Annotated in this window: 15 protein-coding genes; 9 read left to right on the forward strand and 6 right to left on the reverse strand. The window is 64.3% G+C overall.

The annotated features are described in order from the left end of the window. The first annotated feature begins 27 nt into the window (after positions 1–27). The 3 genes from leuS to holA are packed head-to-tail and all read left to right on the forward strand — an operon-like array spanning position 28 to position 4,083. Positions 28–2,577, forward strand: coding sequence for a leucine--tRNA ligase (gene leuS / locus I3253_RS05950; RefSeq protein WP_197916726.1), 2,550 nt, complete (start codon positions 28–30; stop codon positions 2,575–2,577). After that, positions 2,564–3,058: an LPS assembly lipoprotein LptE gene (lptE, locus tag I3253_RS05955; protein WP_197916727.1), complete on the forward strand. Its 495-nt coding sequence runs from the start codon at positions 2,564–2,566 to the stop codon at positions 3,056–3,058. Before leuS ends, lptE begins: the two co-directional genes overlap by 14 nt. Continuing rightward, on the forward strand, positions 3,055–4,083 hold the full coding sequence (gene holA / locus I3253_RS05960; RefSeq protein ID WP_197916728.1) for a DNA polymerase III subunit delta: 1,029 nt from the start codon (positions 3,055–3,057) through the stop codon (positions 4,081–4,083). Before lptE ends, holA begins: the two co-directional genes overlap by 4 nt. A gap of 52 nt (positions 4,084–4,135) precedes the next feature. Here holA and I3253_RS05965 read toward each other — a convergent pair whose 3' ends face one another. Next, positions 4,136–4,633 (reverse strand): AAA family ATPase, encoded by a 498-nt coding sequence (locus I3253_RS05965; RefSeq protein WP_197916729.1) that lies wholly within the window; start codon positions 4,631–4,633, stop codon positions 4,136–4,138. Between the two features lie 276 nt (positions 4,634–4,909). Here I3253_RS05965 and I3253_RS05970 point away from each other — a divergent pair, with 276 nt between their 5' ends. Further along, the gene (locus I3253_RS05970) at positions 4,910–5,491 is read left to right on the forward strand and encodes a glutathione S-transferase family protein (RefSeq protein WP_197916730.1); all 582 of its coding nucleotides are present in this window, start codon (positions 4,910–4,912) and stop codon (positions 5,489–5,491) included. Between the two features lie 85 nt (positions 5,492–5,576). Here the strand turns inward: I3253_RS05970 and I3253_RS05975 are convergent, their stop codons facing one another. Together I3253_RS05975 and I3253_RS05980 are read right to left on the reverse strand one after the other, a co-directional pair. Next, complete coding sequence (locus I3253_RS05975) at positions 5,577–6,731, reverse strand: TIGR03862 family flavoprotein (RefSeq protein ID WP_197916731.1); 1,155 nt, start codon at positions 6,729–6,731, stop codon at positions 5,577–5,579. Further along, entirely contained in the window at positions 6,728–8,041 is a 1,314-nt protein-coding gene (locus I3253_RS05980) for a mechanosensitive ion channel family protein (RefSeq protein WP_197916732.1), read from the reverse strand. The genes I3253_RS05975 and I3253_RS05980 overlap by 4 nt, the downstream gene beginning before the upstream one ends. 75 nt (positions 8,042–8,116) lie before the next feature. On the opposite strand from I3253_RS05980, the gene I3253_RS05985 reads away from it, so the two are divergent. Continuing rightward, positions 8,117–8,407, forward strand: coding sequence for an HNH endonuclease family protein (locus I3253_RS05985; RefSeq protein ID WP_332255673.1), 291 nt, complete (start codon positions 8,117–8,119; stop codon positions 8,405–8,407). Positions 8,408–8,478: 71 nt separating this feature from the next. Continuing rightward, positions 8,479–9,678, forward strand: coding sequence for an MFS transporter (locus I3253_RS05990; RefSeq protein ID WP_197916734.1), 1,200 nt, complete (start codon positions 8,479–8,481; stop codon positions 9,676–9,678). 188 nt (positions 9,679–9,866) lie between these two features. Here the strand turns inward: I3253_RS05990 and I3253_RS05995 are convergent, their stop codons facing one another. Both I3253_RS05995 and I3253_RS06000 read right to left on the reverse strand, forming a co-directional pair. Next, a complete protein-coding gene (locus tag I3253_RS05995; RefSeq protein ID WP_197916735.1) occupies positions 9,867–10,478 on the reverse strand; it encodes an enoyl-CoA hydratase/isomerase family protein in 612 nt (203 codons plus the stop codon). After that, the gene (locus I3253_RS06000) at positions 10,475–11,227 is read right to left on the reverse strand and encodes an SDR family oxidoreductase (RefSeq protein ID WP_197916736.1); all 753 of its coding nucleotides are present in this window, start codon (positions 11,225–11,227) and stop codon (positions 10,475–10,477) included. The genes I3253_RS05995 and I3253_RS06000 overlap by 4 nt, the downstream gene beginning before the upstream one ends. Before the next feature lie 128 nt (positions 11,228–11,355). Here I3253_RS06000 and I3253_RS06005 point away from each other — a divergent pair, with 128 nt between their 5' ends. The 3 genes from I3253_RS06005 (at position 11,356) to I3253_RS06015 (ending at position 15,088) form a co-directional block, all read left to right on the forward strand. Beyond that, entirely contained in the window at positions 11,356–12,858 is a 1,503-nt protein-coding gene (locus I3253_RS06005; protein WP_197916737.1) for a DUF2125 domain-containing protein, read from the forward strand. Positions 12,859–12,978: 120 nt separating this feature from the next. Beyond that, complete coding sequence (locus I3253_RS06010; protein WP_197916738.1) at positions 12,979–14,325, forward strand: TldD/PmbA family protein; 1,347 nt, start codon at positions 12,979–12,981, stop codon at positions 14,323–14,325. Further along, on the forward strand, positions 14,312–15,088 hold the full coding sequence (locus I3253_RS06015; RefSeq protein ID WP_197916739.1) for a 3'(2'),5'-bisphosphate nucleotidase CysQ: 777 nt from the start codon (positions 14,312–14,314) through the stop codon (positions 15,086–15,088). The genes I3253_RS06010 and I3253_RS06015 overlap by 14 nt, the downstream gene beginning before the upstream one ends. On the opposite strand, the gene I3253_RS06020 is transcribed toward I3253_RS06015, so the two are convergent. Then, the gene (locus tag I3253_RS06020) at positions 15,089–15,826 is read right to left on the reverse strand and encodes a glutamine amidotransferase (protein ID WP_197916740.1); all 738 of its coding nucleotides are present in this window, start codon (positions 15,824–15,826) and stop codon (positions 15,089–15,091) included. Between the last annotated feature and the right edge of the window lie 61 nt (positions 15,827–15,887).

A 15,887-nucleotide genomic window follows, 5' to 3' on the forward strand; every position in this document is an offset into this window, starting at 1 on the left:
TGTCAGAATTGAAAGGGTGACTTTTCCATGTCGCGCTACACCACCGCCGAGATCGAATCCAAGTGGCAGGAAGCCTGGGCCAGGGCCGGGACATTTACGGCCGTCCGGGACGAGAGCAAGCCGAAATACTATGTGCTGGAAATGTTCCCCTACCCGTCGGGCAAGTTGCATATCGGCCATGTGCGCAACTACACGATGGGCGATGTGGTGGCGCGCTACAAGATGGCCACCGGCCATAACGTACTGCATCCGATGGGGTTCGACGCCTTTGGAATGCCCGCCGAAAACGCCGCCATGGCCATCGGCGGCCACCCCAAGGACTGGACCTATTCCAATATCGACACGATGGTCGAACAGATGAAGCCGCTGGGCCTGTCGCTCGACTGGTCGCGCATGTTCGCCACCTGCGATCCCGAATATTACGGTCAGCAACAGGCGCTGTTCCTCGATTTCCTCGAAAAGGGTCTGGTCTACCGCAAGAACGCGGTGGTGAACTGGGATCCGGTCGACATGACCGTTCTGGCCAATGAACAGGTGGAAAACGGGCGCGGCTGGCGCTCGGGCGCGCTGGTGGAACGGCGCGAACTGACCCAGTGGTTCTTCAGGATCTCCGATTATTCCGAAGAACTGCTCGACGCGCTCGACACTCTTGAAAACTGGCCCGCCAAGGTCCGCCTGATGCAGGAAAACTGGATCGGCAAGTCGCGCGGGCTCGAATTCTCCTTTGACCGCACCGACGGCGGCGACCCGATCACCGTCTACACCACCCGCCCCGACACGCTCATGGGCGCGTCCTTTGTCGGCATCTCGCCGGACCACCCGATTGCCAAACAATTAGAAGCGGACAATCCCGAACTGGCCGGTTTCCTTGCCGAATGCCGCAAGGGCGGCACCACCGAAGAAGCCATCGAAACCGCGGAAAAGCTGGGCTATGACACCGGCATCCGCGTCAAACACCCGCTCGATCCCAACTGGGAACTGCCGGTCTGGATCGCCAATTTCATCCTGATGGATTACGGCACCGGCGCCATTTTCGCCTGCCCGGCCCATGACCAGCGCGACCTTGATTTCTGCCGCAAATACGACCTGCCGGTGATCGATACCTTCCTTGACCTCGACGATCCCAAGCCGGTCGAAAACGAAGCCTTCGTGCCCCCCAAGGAGCAAAAGGTGAAATGGATCAACCACTTCGCCGGGCTTGACACGGCCACCGGGCAAGAGGCGATCAACGCCACCATCGACTTTGCCGAAAAGGCCGGCTGGGGCAAGGGCGTGACCAGGTTCCGCCTGCGCGACTGGGGCCTCAGCCGCCAGCGTTACTGGGGCTGCCCGATTCCGGTGGTGCATTGCGACACCTGCGGCGTGGTGCCGGAAAAGAAAGAAAACCTGCCCATCGAGCTGCCCGACGATGTCACTTTCGACAAACCCGGCAACCCGCTGGATCGCCACCCTACATGGCGCGACTGCGCCTGCCCGAAATGCGGCGCCCCGGCGAAGCGCGAAACCGATACGATGGACACGTTCGTAGACAGCTCGTGGTATTTCGCCCGCTTCACCGCGCCCCGCGCCACCACCCCCACCGTGGCCGAAGACGCCGACTACTGGATGAATGTCGATCAATATATCGGCGGTATCGAACACGCGATCCTGCACCTGCTCTATTCGCGCTTCTTCGCCCGGGCGATGCATATCTGCGGCCACCTGCCCGAAAAATCCCGGGAACCGTTCGACGCGCTCTTTACCCAGGGCATGGTCACGCACGCGATCTACCAGACCACCGGCGGCAATGGCCGCCCGGTCTATCACTACCCCGAAGAGGTGGACCTGCGCGACGGCAAGGCGTTTCTGAAGGAAACCGGCGCCCAGGTGACGGTGATTCCCTCGGCCAAGATGTCCAAATCCAAGAACAACGTGGTCGATCCGGTCGATATCATCTCGTCCTACGGGGCCGACACCGCGCGCTGGTTCGTGCTTTCGGACAGCCCGCCCGAACGCGACGTGGAATGGACAGCCGCCGGGGCCGAGGCCGCCTACAAGCATCTCTCCCGCGTACACCGAATCGCCACCGAAATCGCCGCCGACGAGGACGGCCCGCAAGGGTCGGACGAGGCCCTGCTGCGCGAGATGCACAAAACCATCCGTGACGTGACGCTGGGCGTCGAATCCTTCGGCTTCAACGCCTCCATCGCCAAGCTGTACGCCTTCACCAACACACTCGCCAAATCCAAGTCAGGCAGCGCGGCCAGGCGGGAAGCGGCAAAAACACTGGCCCAGCTCATGTCCCCCATGACACCCCACCTCTCCGAGGAAATCTGGGCCATGCTGGGCGGCGACGGCCTGATCGTGAACGCACCATGGCCGGTTGCCGATGACGCCATGCTGGTTGACTCCACCGTCACCCTGCCGATCCAGATCAACGGCAAACGCCGCGCGGAAATCAGCGTGCCCGCAGACATGCCCAAGGAAGAGGTTGAAAAACTGGTCCTCACCCACGAAGCTGTCACCAGCCGGCTGGACGGGGCCCAGCCCAGGAAACTTATCGTAGTGCCCGGTCGGATCGTGAATGTCGTCCTTTAATCGCCGCCTGTTCCTGCTGTCCGCCACCGCCTTTGTCGGCGCCTGCGGCTTTACCCCGGTCTACGGGCCAAATGGCGGCGCCCGCCCGCTTTTGAACAATGTCCGCGTGGACGAACCCACCGACAACGGCACCTATTTTCTGACGCGCGAACTCGAAGACCGTCTTGGGCGCGGCACGGGGGCGGAAAAATTCGCCCTCTCTCTCGCGCTAACAACCGAACAACGCTCGGTCGGCAAGACGGTGGCCCAGATCACCTCGCGTTATGACATCGTTGGGCGGGTCACGTATGACCTGCGCGATACAACTTCCAACAAGGTCATCACCTCGGGTGAAGCCGACAGTTTCACGGGCTACTCTGCCACCGGCACAACCGTGTCGGAACTGGCGGCGGAAACAGATGCCTATGAACGGCTGATGGTGATCCTGGCCGACAGGATCGTTAGCCAGTTACAGGCCTATGCCACGTCGAACCAGCTATGAAGCTTTCAACCCGCGACAGTGCCCGGTATTTCGCAAAACCCGAGCCGGATCGCACCGGGCTGCTGATCTACGGCGCCGACGCCATGCGCAATGCGCTCAAGCGGCAAGAGGTGATCGCCGCCCTGATCGGTCCGCGGGGCGAAGAGGAAATGCGCCTCACCCGCATTCCCGGTGCCGATCTGCGCAAGGATCCCGCGCGCCTGGGCGACGCCATCAAGGAAATCAGCTTTTTCCCCGGCCCCCGTGTGGCCTTTGTCGAAGACGCCACCGACGCCGCCGCGCCCGCGATCCTCGCCGCGCTCCAGGACTGGGCGCCCGGAGATGCCCAGATCATCGTCACCGCCGGATCGCTCAAGGCCAGCTCAAAGATTCGCAAAGCCTTTGAAACCCATCCCAACGCCTATGCCGTGGGCATCTACAACGATCCGCCCTCGCGCGACGAGATCGAGGCGGAACTGGCCCGCTCCGGGCTGAAACATATCGACCGCGAGGCGATGACCGACCTCACCAATCTTTCGCGCGAACTGGATCCCGGCGACTTTCGGCAAACGCTTGAAAAACTGGCACTCTTCAAGCTGAACGACGACCTGCCGGTGACATCCGCCGATGTGATCGCCTGTGCGCCCGTGTCCACCGAGGCCGCGCTGGACGACATCCTCAACATCGTGGCCGAGGGCCGCGCCCAGGATCTCGCCCCGGTGCTGCGCAAGCTTCAGGCGCAGGGGGTGAACCCGGTGTCGCTGATCATCTCGGCCACCCGCCATTTTCGCGCCCTCTACACCGCGGCGGCCGATCCCGGCGGTGCCGCGGCGGGCATCGCCCGGATGCGCCCCCCGATCTTCGGCCCGCGCCGCGATCGTATGCTGCGCCAGGCTCAGACCTGGGGCGCGGACAAGCTGGAACAGGCCCTCACCGGCCTGACCGACACCGATCTGAAACTCCGCTCCGCCGGTCAGCACGCCCCGGCCATGGCGCTGGTCGAACGGCTGTTTCTGCGGCTGGCCATGCTGGGGCGCCAACGCTGACCCCACGCCCGCGCCGGACGTGAACCGGGGCCGCTTGCCTTACGTGCCGGTCTCATGGGCCGGTCTCATGTTCCACGATCGTGAACCCCTCCTCCGCTGTCGGCGGCTCGAAATGCCGCGAAAACCGGTGAAACTGCGCCTCGCTCACCGCAAACGGATGGGCACCTCCCGCATTGCGCGCCGCCAGACGGGCCAGGCATTGCGCCTCCGTCGCGCGCAGCAGGTGCAATTGGTGCGCCGCGCCGGTCCCCTCCAGGAGCGACCGCATCCAGGCCCGGTTCTGAACCGTGTTGGCCGGAAAATCCAGAACCACCGAAATCCCCGCCTTCAGCAATCCCGTCACATGTGGCCCAATGGCCTGGCGCAGCCTGTGCGAACAGCGCAGGTAATCCGCGCCGCTTGTCATCTCCCCGGAAAACAACGCAGCCAGCCACGCGTCTTCGCTAATCACAACCGTTGCCGGCGCACGGGCCAGCCGGCCGGCCAGCGTGGATTTTCCGGCCGCGATTTTTCCGCAAAGCATATGCAGCACAGGCGTTTCAGAAGACATGGGACACCCCCGGTTTCAGCGCGTCGCGCAATGGACAGACATGGCTCACAATCCCGGCCCGACAGGTCAGGCCGGGTTGGTAATTCGCGCGCCATGCAGCGCGACACATATCCGTTTCAGGGTCGTCATGGCGTGTGATTGCCACAAAAGCCAATGCCGTTCCACCTTTGAGCAGGTGCGCGCCGCGCGCGACCCGGCGTCATGGCGCGCCTTTGGGCTTGCTGCGCCGGTCGTCGCCTGCCACCCTCGCCTGCAAAACGACGCAGGGAGCACGTCATGTACGAAGTCATAGGCAACCCGGGCAGCCGCGCGTTCCGGGTGATGTGGATGCTCGAAGAGCTGGGCCAGCCCTATACGCTCAGCCCGGACAAGCCGCGCACCGAACGGGTCAATGCCCTCAATCCCACCGGCAAGATACCGGTTCTTCTGGATGATGGCGTACCGATCACCGACAGCACCGCCATCCTGACCTATCTCGCCGACAAGCACGGCGCGCTGACCTATCCGGCCGGCACGATCGAACGCGCCCATCAGGAAAGCGTCACCCACCAGATCCTGGACGAGATCGACGCCGTGCTCTGGACCGCTGCCCGCCATAGTTTCATCCTGCCGCAGGAGCACCGCGTGCCCGAGGTCAAACCCTCCTTGATGTGGGAATATCAGCGCAATCTGGATCATGTGCTGGCACGCATGAAAGGCCCTTACCTGATGGGCGAGGAGATGACCGTGCCCGACATCATCCTCGCCCATTGTGGTGGTTGGGCAAGATCGGCCAAGTTCCCGATCGACAATGCCGCTTTCAAGACCTACCTCACGCATGTTCGCGCCCGCCCGGCCTTTCAGAAGCTGGTGCGATAGCGGCTGGCAGGGGGCGCTGCCCCCTCGTTCGAAAATCCGGGGATTTTCAAACTTCACCCCCGGAGTATTTGGGGCAAAATGAAGATCAGGACCGGTTCAGCCAGTCCAGCGCGCCCTGACCGGCCCAGCGCCCCGTGGCCAGGCAGGCTGTCAGCAGGTAGCCGCCTGTCGGGGCCTCCCAGTCCAGCATTTCCCCGGCGGCAAACGTGCCGGGGCGGTCGCGCAGCATCAGCCGGCTGTCCAGCGCCGCGAATGGCACGCCGCCCGCCGTGGAGATTGCCTCGTCCATCGGGCGCGGCCCGGCATGGCGTATGGGCAGGGCCTTGATCAGCGGCGCCAGATCGTCCGGCAGGGGGCGGGCGAATTCCAACAAAAGCGCCTGTTTCACCGGGTCCAGCTTCAGCACCTTGCGCAGATGGTTGGTCAGGCTGGTCTTGCCGCGCGGGCGCGCCAGCCGCGCGCGCACCTGCGCCACGTCCATATCCGGCAGCAGGTCCAGTATCAGCCCGTGCCCCTCGCGCATCCGGCGCGACACCGCATAGATGCCGCCACCTTCCAGCCCGCGCGCCGACACCACGCATTCCGCGCGCACCGACATATCCCCGGCCGTCAGCCGCAGGTTTTTCACCGGCGTTCCGAAATGGCGCGCCATATGCGCCGACCAATCCACGCAAAACCCCATATTCGCCGGCTGGAACGGTGCCACCGGCACGCCGATCCAGTCCGCCCAGGCGCCATCCGATCCCAGCCGTGCCCAACTGGCCCCGCCACAGGCCAGCACACAGACATCCGGCGCGACGGCGCGCGCGCCGTCTGGCGTGTCAAACGCGAACGCGCCACCGGTCCAGCGCCAGCGGGTGCGCAGGTCCACGCCCCGCGCCGCCAGCCGCCCCAGCCAGACCCGCAGCAGCGGCGAGGCTTTCATGGCGCGCGGGAAGACCCGGCCCGATGTGCCGGTGAACATCTCCTGCCCCCGCGCTTCGGCCCAGCGCCGCACATCTTGCGGCCCGAACGCTTGCAGCATGGGGCGCAGGTGTGGCGCGGCCTCTTCATAGGCTGCCAGAAAGGTTTCAAACGGCGCATCCCTGGTCAGGTTCAGCCCCGATTTGCCCGCCATCAACAGTTTGCGCGCGGGCGAGGGCCTGGCCTCGGCCACCATCACCGATACTCCGGCCGCCGACAGCATGTCCGCCGCCATCAGCCCCGCCGGCCCGGCCCCGATGACAAGCGCCCGCGTCATTTTTCCGGGAACCCGCCCTTCAGTTCGACCACGCGATGCGGATAGGGGATCTGGATGTCATGTTCTTTCAATGCGTTCCAGATCAGAAACAGCACATCCGACATGAACTTGTTCTTGCCGTCATCAATCCCTTCCACCCAGAATTCCACCGCGAAATCCACGCCGCTTTCGCCAAAGCCGCGCAGTTCGCAATCGGGTGGAAACGGCGCGTCCAGAACGCCGGGATGCCGGGCCACCGCCGCCTCGACAATATCGGGCACAAGGTTGATATCCGTGTCATAGCTTACCGAAAACGGCGCCTCGTAGCGGTTGGCGCTGCCCTGGTCAGAGTAATTCACCACCCGCGTGGTGATGAAATCCTCGTTGGGCACCACGATCCAGCGCCCATCATAGGTCTCCAGAATTGTGGCGCGCGCGGTCATCTTCACGATGGTGCCCGCCTCGCCCCCGTCCAGCTCGACATAATCGCCCACCGTGGCCTGCCCTTCCAACAGCAGGATCACCCCCGAGATGAAATTCGACGCGATCTTTTGCAGGCCAAAGCCAAGCCCCACGCCGATTACCCCGGTCAGCACCGCCAGCGAGGTCAGCGAAATGCCCATGATGTTCATCACCAACAGGAAGGCGATGCCGAAAATGGCAATCTCGATCGCCTTGGCGGCCAGTTCGCGCATGGCCGGGCGCATGTCTTCCTGTTTCTTGATGAACTGCGTGGACTGGTCATTCGACCAGCGGCCCAGCCAGAAAATCGCCCCCCCCACGATCAGAAAGCGGATCGCGAACATCAACGAAAAGGACAGGTTGCCCAGCGGCACGATGGTTTCGTCCAGCTTCTGCATCGCCGGATCCAGCAGCCCCACGGCATAAAGCGCGGCCACGGGGATCAGCACATATCGCCCCAGCACCTTCATCATCGGATCGGCGATGATCTCGCGCACCAGGATGCGCACCGCCAGGAACAGGAACACCCGCTTGCCAAAGGCGATCACCGCGCCCGATCCGAACAGGGACCGGGTGACGCTTTCGCCGATGCCGGTAAAGACCCAGGCCAGCAGGGGCAGCATCAGCGGCACGAAGATCAGCACGAAACGGCGCGCGCGCGCCAGCGGGCCATCCTGCGCCCCGGCCGGGGTCAGCAAACGGGTGGCCAGCGGGCGCAACCGTTTCGTGGCCACCAGCGCCAAAAGATAGGCCACCACCAGCAGGGCGAATTGCGACCAGGCGGCGGGGCTTATCAGCCATCCTTCCGCGCTTTCCCACAGGCGCGCGCCCTCGCTCAGCGCCTGGTCCAGAATCTCGGTTGTTTCCATGCGACCCTCACCCACATACTCATGACAGGAAACCTCATGCCCGCGCCCTTGGCCAGACACAACCGGGAAAAGCCCGTGTCCGATCCCCTCTGCCCGCTCTGCGGCCGCCCCATTCCGCCTGACGTGCCACAAAGCCAGCACCACCTTGTGCCCCGGCTCAAGGGCGGCAAGGGCGGGCCAACCGTGCTTTTGCACCACATCTGCCACAAGGAAATCCACGCCACGCTTTCCGAGGCAGACCTGGCCCGCGACTATGCCACGCCCGAGGCCCTGCGCGCCCATCCCCGGCTTGCCAAATTCATCCGCTGGGTCGCCAAACGCCCACCCGAATTCCTGTCAAGAACCACGGGCCGGCGGCGGCGGTAAGAACCCCGTATCCAGGGCCGGGTTTTCCGCGTAACCTGATGCGGATCGCCTGTGTTTGGGAAACCCGCGCCATGCAGACACGCCCCGAAATCACGGCCGCTGTCGTTGCGGGCTGTCTCGTCGCCTTCATCAGCTTCGGCTTTGCCGCCACCTTCGGCGTATTCCTGCGCCCGATGTCGCAAGAGCTTGGATGGGGACGCGAGGTGTTTTCGCTGTCGATGGCAATCCAGGCCCTGTGCTGGGGCCTGACCCAGCCCCTCGCCGGCATGGTCGCCGACCGCCATGGCACCGCCCGCGTGCTCGGGTTTGGCGCGGTGGTGGCGGCGCTTGGGTTCTTCCTGCGCGGCACCGTGATCGACCCCGCCATCTTTGTCGCCTCGGGCGTGATCGTCGGGATCGGAACCGGCGCCTGCTCGTTCCCGGTGGTGATCATCGCGCTGGGCAAAGTCGTCACCCCGCAACAACGCAGCTTCGTGCTTGGCCTTGGCACCGCCGCCGCCTCGACCGGCATGTTCGTGGCCGCGCCGCTTTCGGCGCTGTTCCTGCGCGTGGTCGGATGGCAAAGCGCGATCCTGCTCATCGCGGCCAGTTTCCTGTTGATCCTTCCGGCGCTGGTGTTCATCGCGCGGGTGTCGCAGCCCACGGCGGCCGGGGCCGGGGCCGCCGGGTTCGGCCATGCGCTGCGCACCGCCTTTGGCGACCGCGCCTTCGTGCTGCTGTTCTTCGGCTTCTTCGTCTGCGGCTTCCATGTCGCCTTTATCCAGACCCACCTGCCGGCCTATATCGCCGACCGGGGGCTGGCCCCGGCCATCGGCGCCTGGTCGCTGGCGCTCATCGGGCTGTTCAACATCGCCGGGTCTTTCCTTTCGGGCTGGTCCGGCCAGCGTCACTCCAAGAAAACCGTGCTGGCGGGTATCTATGCCGCGCGGGCGGTGATCATCGCGGCCTTCATCCTGATCCCGCTCACGCCAGCCAATGTCTACCTGTTCTCCGCCGCGATGGGGCTGCTCTGGCTTTCGACCGTGCCTTTGACCACCGGGCTGGTCGCACAAACGCAAGGTCTGCGCTTTCTGTCCACGCTGGCCGGTCTGGTGTTCTTCAGCCACCAGACCGGCGCCTTCATCGGCGCCTGGCTGGGCGGACGGATCTACGACGCGACCGGGGACTACACCGCGATGTGGTGGGCCGCGGTTGCGCTGGGGCTGCTGGCGACGCTGATCCACCTGCCGATCCGCGAATCCCCCGGGCCGCTGGCGCAGTCCGACCCATAGGTTGCCAGGCCCTCTATCCGCCGCTCGCGCCTTTTAAGCCCCGGTTTCACGATATTGCACCGACGCAATGCCGACACGATACCGACGTTATGCCGACACGGGGTTTTCCCGCGATTTCAGCCTGTTAATCCATGATTCGCCCCGCATCCGTTGCGCGGTGAAAAACGGCGCGTTAGGCACTTGGCAACCTATCGGCACAGCGCCTTGATGCCCCTCGCGACGCCCGGATCGGCGGCCAGCGTGTCGGCGGCAATCTCGCGCGCCGCCTCCAGCAGCGTCTCGCGCTCCACGATCCGGTCCACCAGCCCGAACCCCAGCGCCTCCTCGGCGTTCAGCTTTTGTCCCCCCATCAGGACCAGCCGGGTGCGCGCCGGCCCGATCAGCGCCGCCATCCGCGCCGGATCAGAGGGTTGTGGCAAAAACCCAAGTTTCATAACGGGATAGAAGAACTTCGCCCCCGGCACCGCCAGCCGGATATCACAGGCCAGCGCCATGCCCATGGCGCCCCCGGCCAGGGTTCCGTTCAGCGCCGCGATGGTCAGGCCCGGCAGCGCCGCGATGGCGCCTGACAGCCGTTCCCAAACGTCGCTCCCGGCCAGTCCGGCGCGCGCCTCGTCCAGGTCGGCGCCGGCGGAAAACACTTTGCCCGCACCGGTCAGGATCAGCACCCGCGCCTCTTGCGCGCCCTCGGCGATCCCGGCCAGCTCGCTCAGCATGTCATGGGTCAGGGAATTGGCCTTGTCGGGCCGGTTGATCGTCACGATCCAAAGCCCGTCCGCACCCTTGACCAGATCGATCATATCAGACCAACCTTCCTCCTAATCCCTTCATCTCTCAGGGAAATTTCATCCCCAAGCCAGGCATCGGCCTCGGCGCCACACATCCACATCAGGCATTTTGCGGGCCACTCGGGCGGCACGTGATCCGACCAGTCAAGCTGGCTTACCGGGTTGATCCCGCTGGCCTTGATCTCGCGCTGCATCTGGGTTGCGACGGTTCCGGGCGACAACCCGATTGCGCGAATGCCCTTGTCGCGCGCTTCCTTGTCGACACAGCGGGTCAGCATGGCCACCGCGGCCTTGGACGCACAGTAATGGCTCCATGCCTCGACCGGGCCATGCGCGGCGCCGGAACTGATGGTCAGGATGCTGCCGCCCCCGGCCTGTTCCATCACCGGCATCGCGGCGCGCATCCCGTGGTAGACGCCCTTCAGATTGATATCGATCACCCGCCCCCAATCGGCCGGAACCGATTGATCCAGATGGGAAATCGGCTCCACCACACCGGCATTGTTGATCAGGATGTCCAATCCGCCAAAGGCCGCCACGGCCTTCTCTACCGCTCCGGCCACCTGGCCGTAATCGGCCACGTCCACCGGTATGGCCAGCGCGCCGGGGCCGATCTCCTCGGCGATCCGCCCGATCGCATCACCGCACCGTGCGGTCAGCACCACATTTGCGCCCGCCTCGGCAAAAAGCCGGGCCGCACTTTCGCCGATCCCCCGGCTGGCGCCCGTGATCAAAACCGTCTTTCCGGAAACGTCCGCCATATCATCCTCCACGCGCATGTTTCGCCCACAGGTAATCGCCAACTGCCCGGTGGTCCACCCCCTTGGCCCTTGACCCTACCGCGGCATCGTCAGAAGCTGTCCGGGATGATTTGAAGAGGGATGTCCCAATGAATTGCGCTGCTCGAATTGCCAGTTCCGGCCTGTTGGCTTCGTTTTTGCTATCAACCACCGCGCTCGCCGAAGTCAGCGCGCGCGATGTCTGGGAAAGCTGGCGCGGCTATCTCGGCGGCTTTGGATACGATATTTCCGCGTCGGAACAAACAGTTGGCAATACGCTCACTGTTTCGGACGTTACCCTCGGCCTGCCCCTGCCCGAGGACGAAGGCAGCGTTTCCGTGACCATGGGCGATCTGAAATTCGTCGAAATTGGCGATGGTACCGTGGCGATCGTCATGGCCGACAAGATGCCCATGCAGATCAACACCCGGGCCGATGACGAAACAGTCGATATCTCGCTTCTGTTCAGCCACGCCAATCTCAGCACCATCGTATCGGGCACGCCCGAGGAAATGACCTATGCCTACAACGCCGCCGAAATCGGCGTCGACCTGGAAAAGATCGTTGTCAACGGCGCGGAAATTCCTGATCTGGTTGCCAACGCAATCCTGGCCGGGATCCTTGGCACCTCCACCATGTCCGTCGGCGAAACCGTTGCCACGACACAGAAAATGAGTGTCGACAGCCTGACTTACACGTTTCAGGGCACCGATCCCGCAGGCAGCGGCGAGATTGACATGCAAGGCAGCGCATCCGGTATCGAGATCGACGCCGACGCCGTGATCCCGCTGGGTGATTACGCCGATGACCCGGCGGCATTGTTCACGGCCGGCTTTGACATCGCAGGCAGCTATTCGTTGCAAGCATCCGAATTTGATCTGACGTTCGTGGACGAGGGCGCGCCGGGCAGCGTTTCCTCCACATCCGGCGGCGGCTCGGTTGCACTTCAGATGAATGACAGCGTTCTGGCCTATGGCGGCGGAATCTCGGATGTGCAAATCAGCGCCATGGGGCCCGACATTCCGCTTCCCATCGATATCAGTTTTGGCGAACTGGCCTTCGGGTTTGAAATGCCGCTCATGGCCGACGAGGCTCCCCAGGACTTCGCCCTCAACCTGACCGTTGCCGATCTGGGCGTGTCGGAAATGATCTGGGGCATGTTCGATCCCGGACAGGTTCTTCCGCAAGACCCGGCCACCCTGATCGTCGAACTGATGGGCAAGGCGACCGTGTTCACCGACATCATGACGCTGGACGAGGACTCTGACGAAATTCCCGGCGAGTTGAACGCGCTGACGCTGAAGGATCTGCAATTGCGATTTGCCGGGGCCAGCGTGACGGGCAAGGGCGATTTCGTTTTTGACAATTCGGACATGCAAAGCTTTGACGGCCTGCCCCGTCCCGAAGGCGCCCTGGATCTCAACATCACCGGACTCAACGGGCTGTTGGACAAGCTTGTTCAGATGGGTCTTGTGCCCGAAGAACAGGTCATGGGCGCGCGCATGATGCTTAGCATGTTCTCGGTGCCCGGTGACGGCGAGGACACGCTGAATTCGCGTATCGAGGTCAACGAGCAGGGCCATGTTCTGGCCAATGGTCAACGCCTGAAATAGGTGGCCGGCCCACCGGTCACGGGGTCGCCTGCGGGCGGCCCTTTTTCATGGCACGCCATGACAGGCTTGCGCCGGGGCCTGCCGCGGTCTACCTCAGGCCAAACGACTTACGGGAACGTCATGAGACAGGATATTGAACTTCTCGCGCACCGCCTGCTGGACGCCGCCAGGGCTGCGGGGGCCGACGCCGCGGATTCTATCGTGATGCAGGGCACCTCGCTGTCCATTGATGTGCGCGCGGGCCGGTTGGAACAGGCGGACAGATCCGAGGGGCTGGATCTGGGCCTGAGGGTTCTCGTGGGGCAGCGGCAGGCAAACGTATCGGTATCCGACGCGCGCGACGCCACACTTGTCGCCATGGCCGAACGCGCGGTTGCCATGGCGCGCGAAGCGCCCGAGGATGACTGCATCGGATTGGCCGACCCGGCGCAACTGGCCAGCGGCTGGGATCTGGACGCACTGGAACTTGCCGATCCGACAGCCGAACCGGACCCGGCCGCGCTGCAAGCCGATGCGCTTGCCGCCGAAGCCGCCGCCATGGCGGTTTCCGGCGTCACGCAGGTTCAATCCGCCACCGCCGGGTATAGCCGCACACAGGTGCATCTTGCCGCAACCAACGGGTTTTCCGGTGGGTATTCACGTTCTTCGCGGGCCACCTATTGTACTGCCATCGCGGGCACCGGCGACAGTATGGAGCGCGATTACGACGGCGACAGCCGGGTGTTTCAGGCCGATCTGCGCAGCCCGCAGGACATCGGCACCACGGCCGGGGCCCGTGCGGTGGAACGGCTGGCCGCGCGAAAGCCCGTCACCGGCACCTTTCCTGTCCTGTTCGACGAACGCATTTCCTCTTCTCTGGTCGGGCATCTTCTGGTGGCCGCCAACGGCGCCATGGTGGCGCGCGGATCGTCCTGGCTGCGCGACCGGCTGGGCCAGCCAGTGCTTCCCGATGGGCTCTCTCTGATCGAAGACCCGCACCGCCCGCGCGTTGGCGCCTCGCGTCCCTTCGATGCCGAGGGCCTGCCGACGCGCTGCCGCAACATCGTGGAAAACGGTGTCCTGACAGGCTGGACGCTGGATCTTGCCAATGGGCGCAAGCTGGGTATGCCCTCAACCGCCAACGCCGCGCGTGGCGTCGCCGGACCACCTTCCCCCACCGCGTGGAACATTTCCCTGACCCAGGGCAGTCACGATCGCGAAGACCTGATCCGCGACATGGGAACCGGGCTTCTGGTGACTTCCCTGATCGGCTCTACCATCAATCCCAACACTGGCGATTATTCCCGTGGCGCCGCCGGGTTCTGGGTCGAGAATGGCCGGATCTCCCACGCCGTGAACGAATGCACGATCGCGGGCAATCTGCATGACATGCTGCGCAGCATCGTTCCTGCCAACGATGCGCGTGCGCACCTGTCCCGCGTGGTTCCATCGCTTCTTGTCGAGGGTATGACCCTTGCCGGCAGCTGATGATCTTCGCCTGCTGATCGACGCCGCCCAGGAGGCCGGTCGGATCGCCACCAGCTATTCCGGCCCCGAAGCCCAGGCCTGGCACAAGCCCGAGGGTGCCGGCCCCGTGACCGAGGCCGATCTGGCCGTGAACGACATGCTGGAGCGCGAGTTGCGCGCGGCGCGGCCCGATTACGGCTGGCTCAGCGAGGAATCGCTGGATGGGCGCGACCGGCTGGCGGCGGACAAGGTGTTCATTGTCGATCCCATCGACGGCACCCGCAGCTTCATCGACGGCGCGCGCACCTGGGCACATGCGTTGGCCGTTGCCGAAAAAGGCGAGGTGACAGCGGCAGTGATCTACCTGCCCCTGCGGGACATGCTGTATTCGGCGGTGCGCGGCCAGGGCGCCACGCTGAACGGCAATCCGATCCGGCCTGCAACACGTGACCGCCTGACCGGCGCGAACCTGCTTGTCGCGCGTCCGGTGATGGAACCGCGCCACTGGAAGAACGGTGCGCCAAACGTCTTTCGCAGTTATCGCCCCTCGCTGGCCTACCGGCTCGCGCTGGTGGCCGAGGGGCGCTATGACGCGATGCTGACGATCCGGCCAACCTGGGAATGGGACGTGGCCGCCGGTGATCTGATCCTGCGCGAGGCCGGGGCGGTTACTTCGGACCGGATTGGCGCACCGCTGCGTTTCAACAATGCGGACCCGCGTGTCAAAGGCGTGGTCGCCGCCAACGCAGCGGTGCATCGCGACATCTGCGCGGCGCTGGCCTGATCAGGCGCGATACCGCGCCACGAAATTCCGCAACACCAACTCGGGCGCGTGCACGTCCGCCGCGCGGCACATCGCGATCAGACGGTCGGCATCCTCTGGCGGGAAATACCCGCGGTGCTTGTAGATGTTGATCCGCACCTCGAACCCGTCGCTGTCGGCCTCGGGGTGGAACTGAGTTGCGTACACGTTGCGCCCATGACGGATCATCTGAAAGGGGCATGCCGGGGAACTGATCAGGTGAACACAGTCTTCCGGCAGATGCTGCACCGCTTCCTTGTGGCCGACAAATGCGTCGAACCGCTCCGGCAGCCCGGCCAGAACCGGATCGGCCAGACCTGCCTCTGTCAGGGAACAGGCCGAGGTGCCGACCGGTTCGGAATACTTGTCCTTGCTGACGACACGGCCCAGATGGTGGCCCAGAATCCCGATACCGTAACAACAGCCCAGAAATGGAAAATCCCGCGCCGTAATCTCGGGCATCAGGCCCAGGACCGCCGCCTCGATCCGGGCCTCGACCGGGGTTTTCCTGTCTTCCGGGTCACTTACACAACCCGGCCCGCCCCCCACGATCACGCCCGCATAATTCTCCAGCCTCAGGTCATCCGGCAGGGATTGCTGATCCAGCCTGATGCGATGCACGTCCGACATACTCAGCCCGCCCTTGCGCAGAATCGCCTGGAATTCGTCGTCAGAAGCCTCGGTTTCGGGGCGCAGTTGCAGGATCAGGAATGGTTTCATGGCGGCATGTTCCGAATTGGCGTTGCCCGTGGTTGCCCGATCGGCGCACATGCGTCAACCG

The sequence above is a fragment of the Thiosulfatihalobacter marinus genome, assembly GCF_016019955.1.
GTDB lineage: Bacteria > Pseudomonadota > Alphaproteobacteria > Rhodobacterales > Rhodobacteraceae > Shimia > Shimia marinus_A.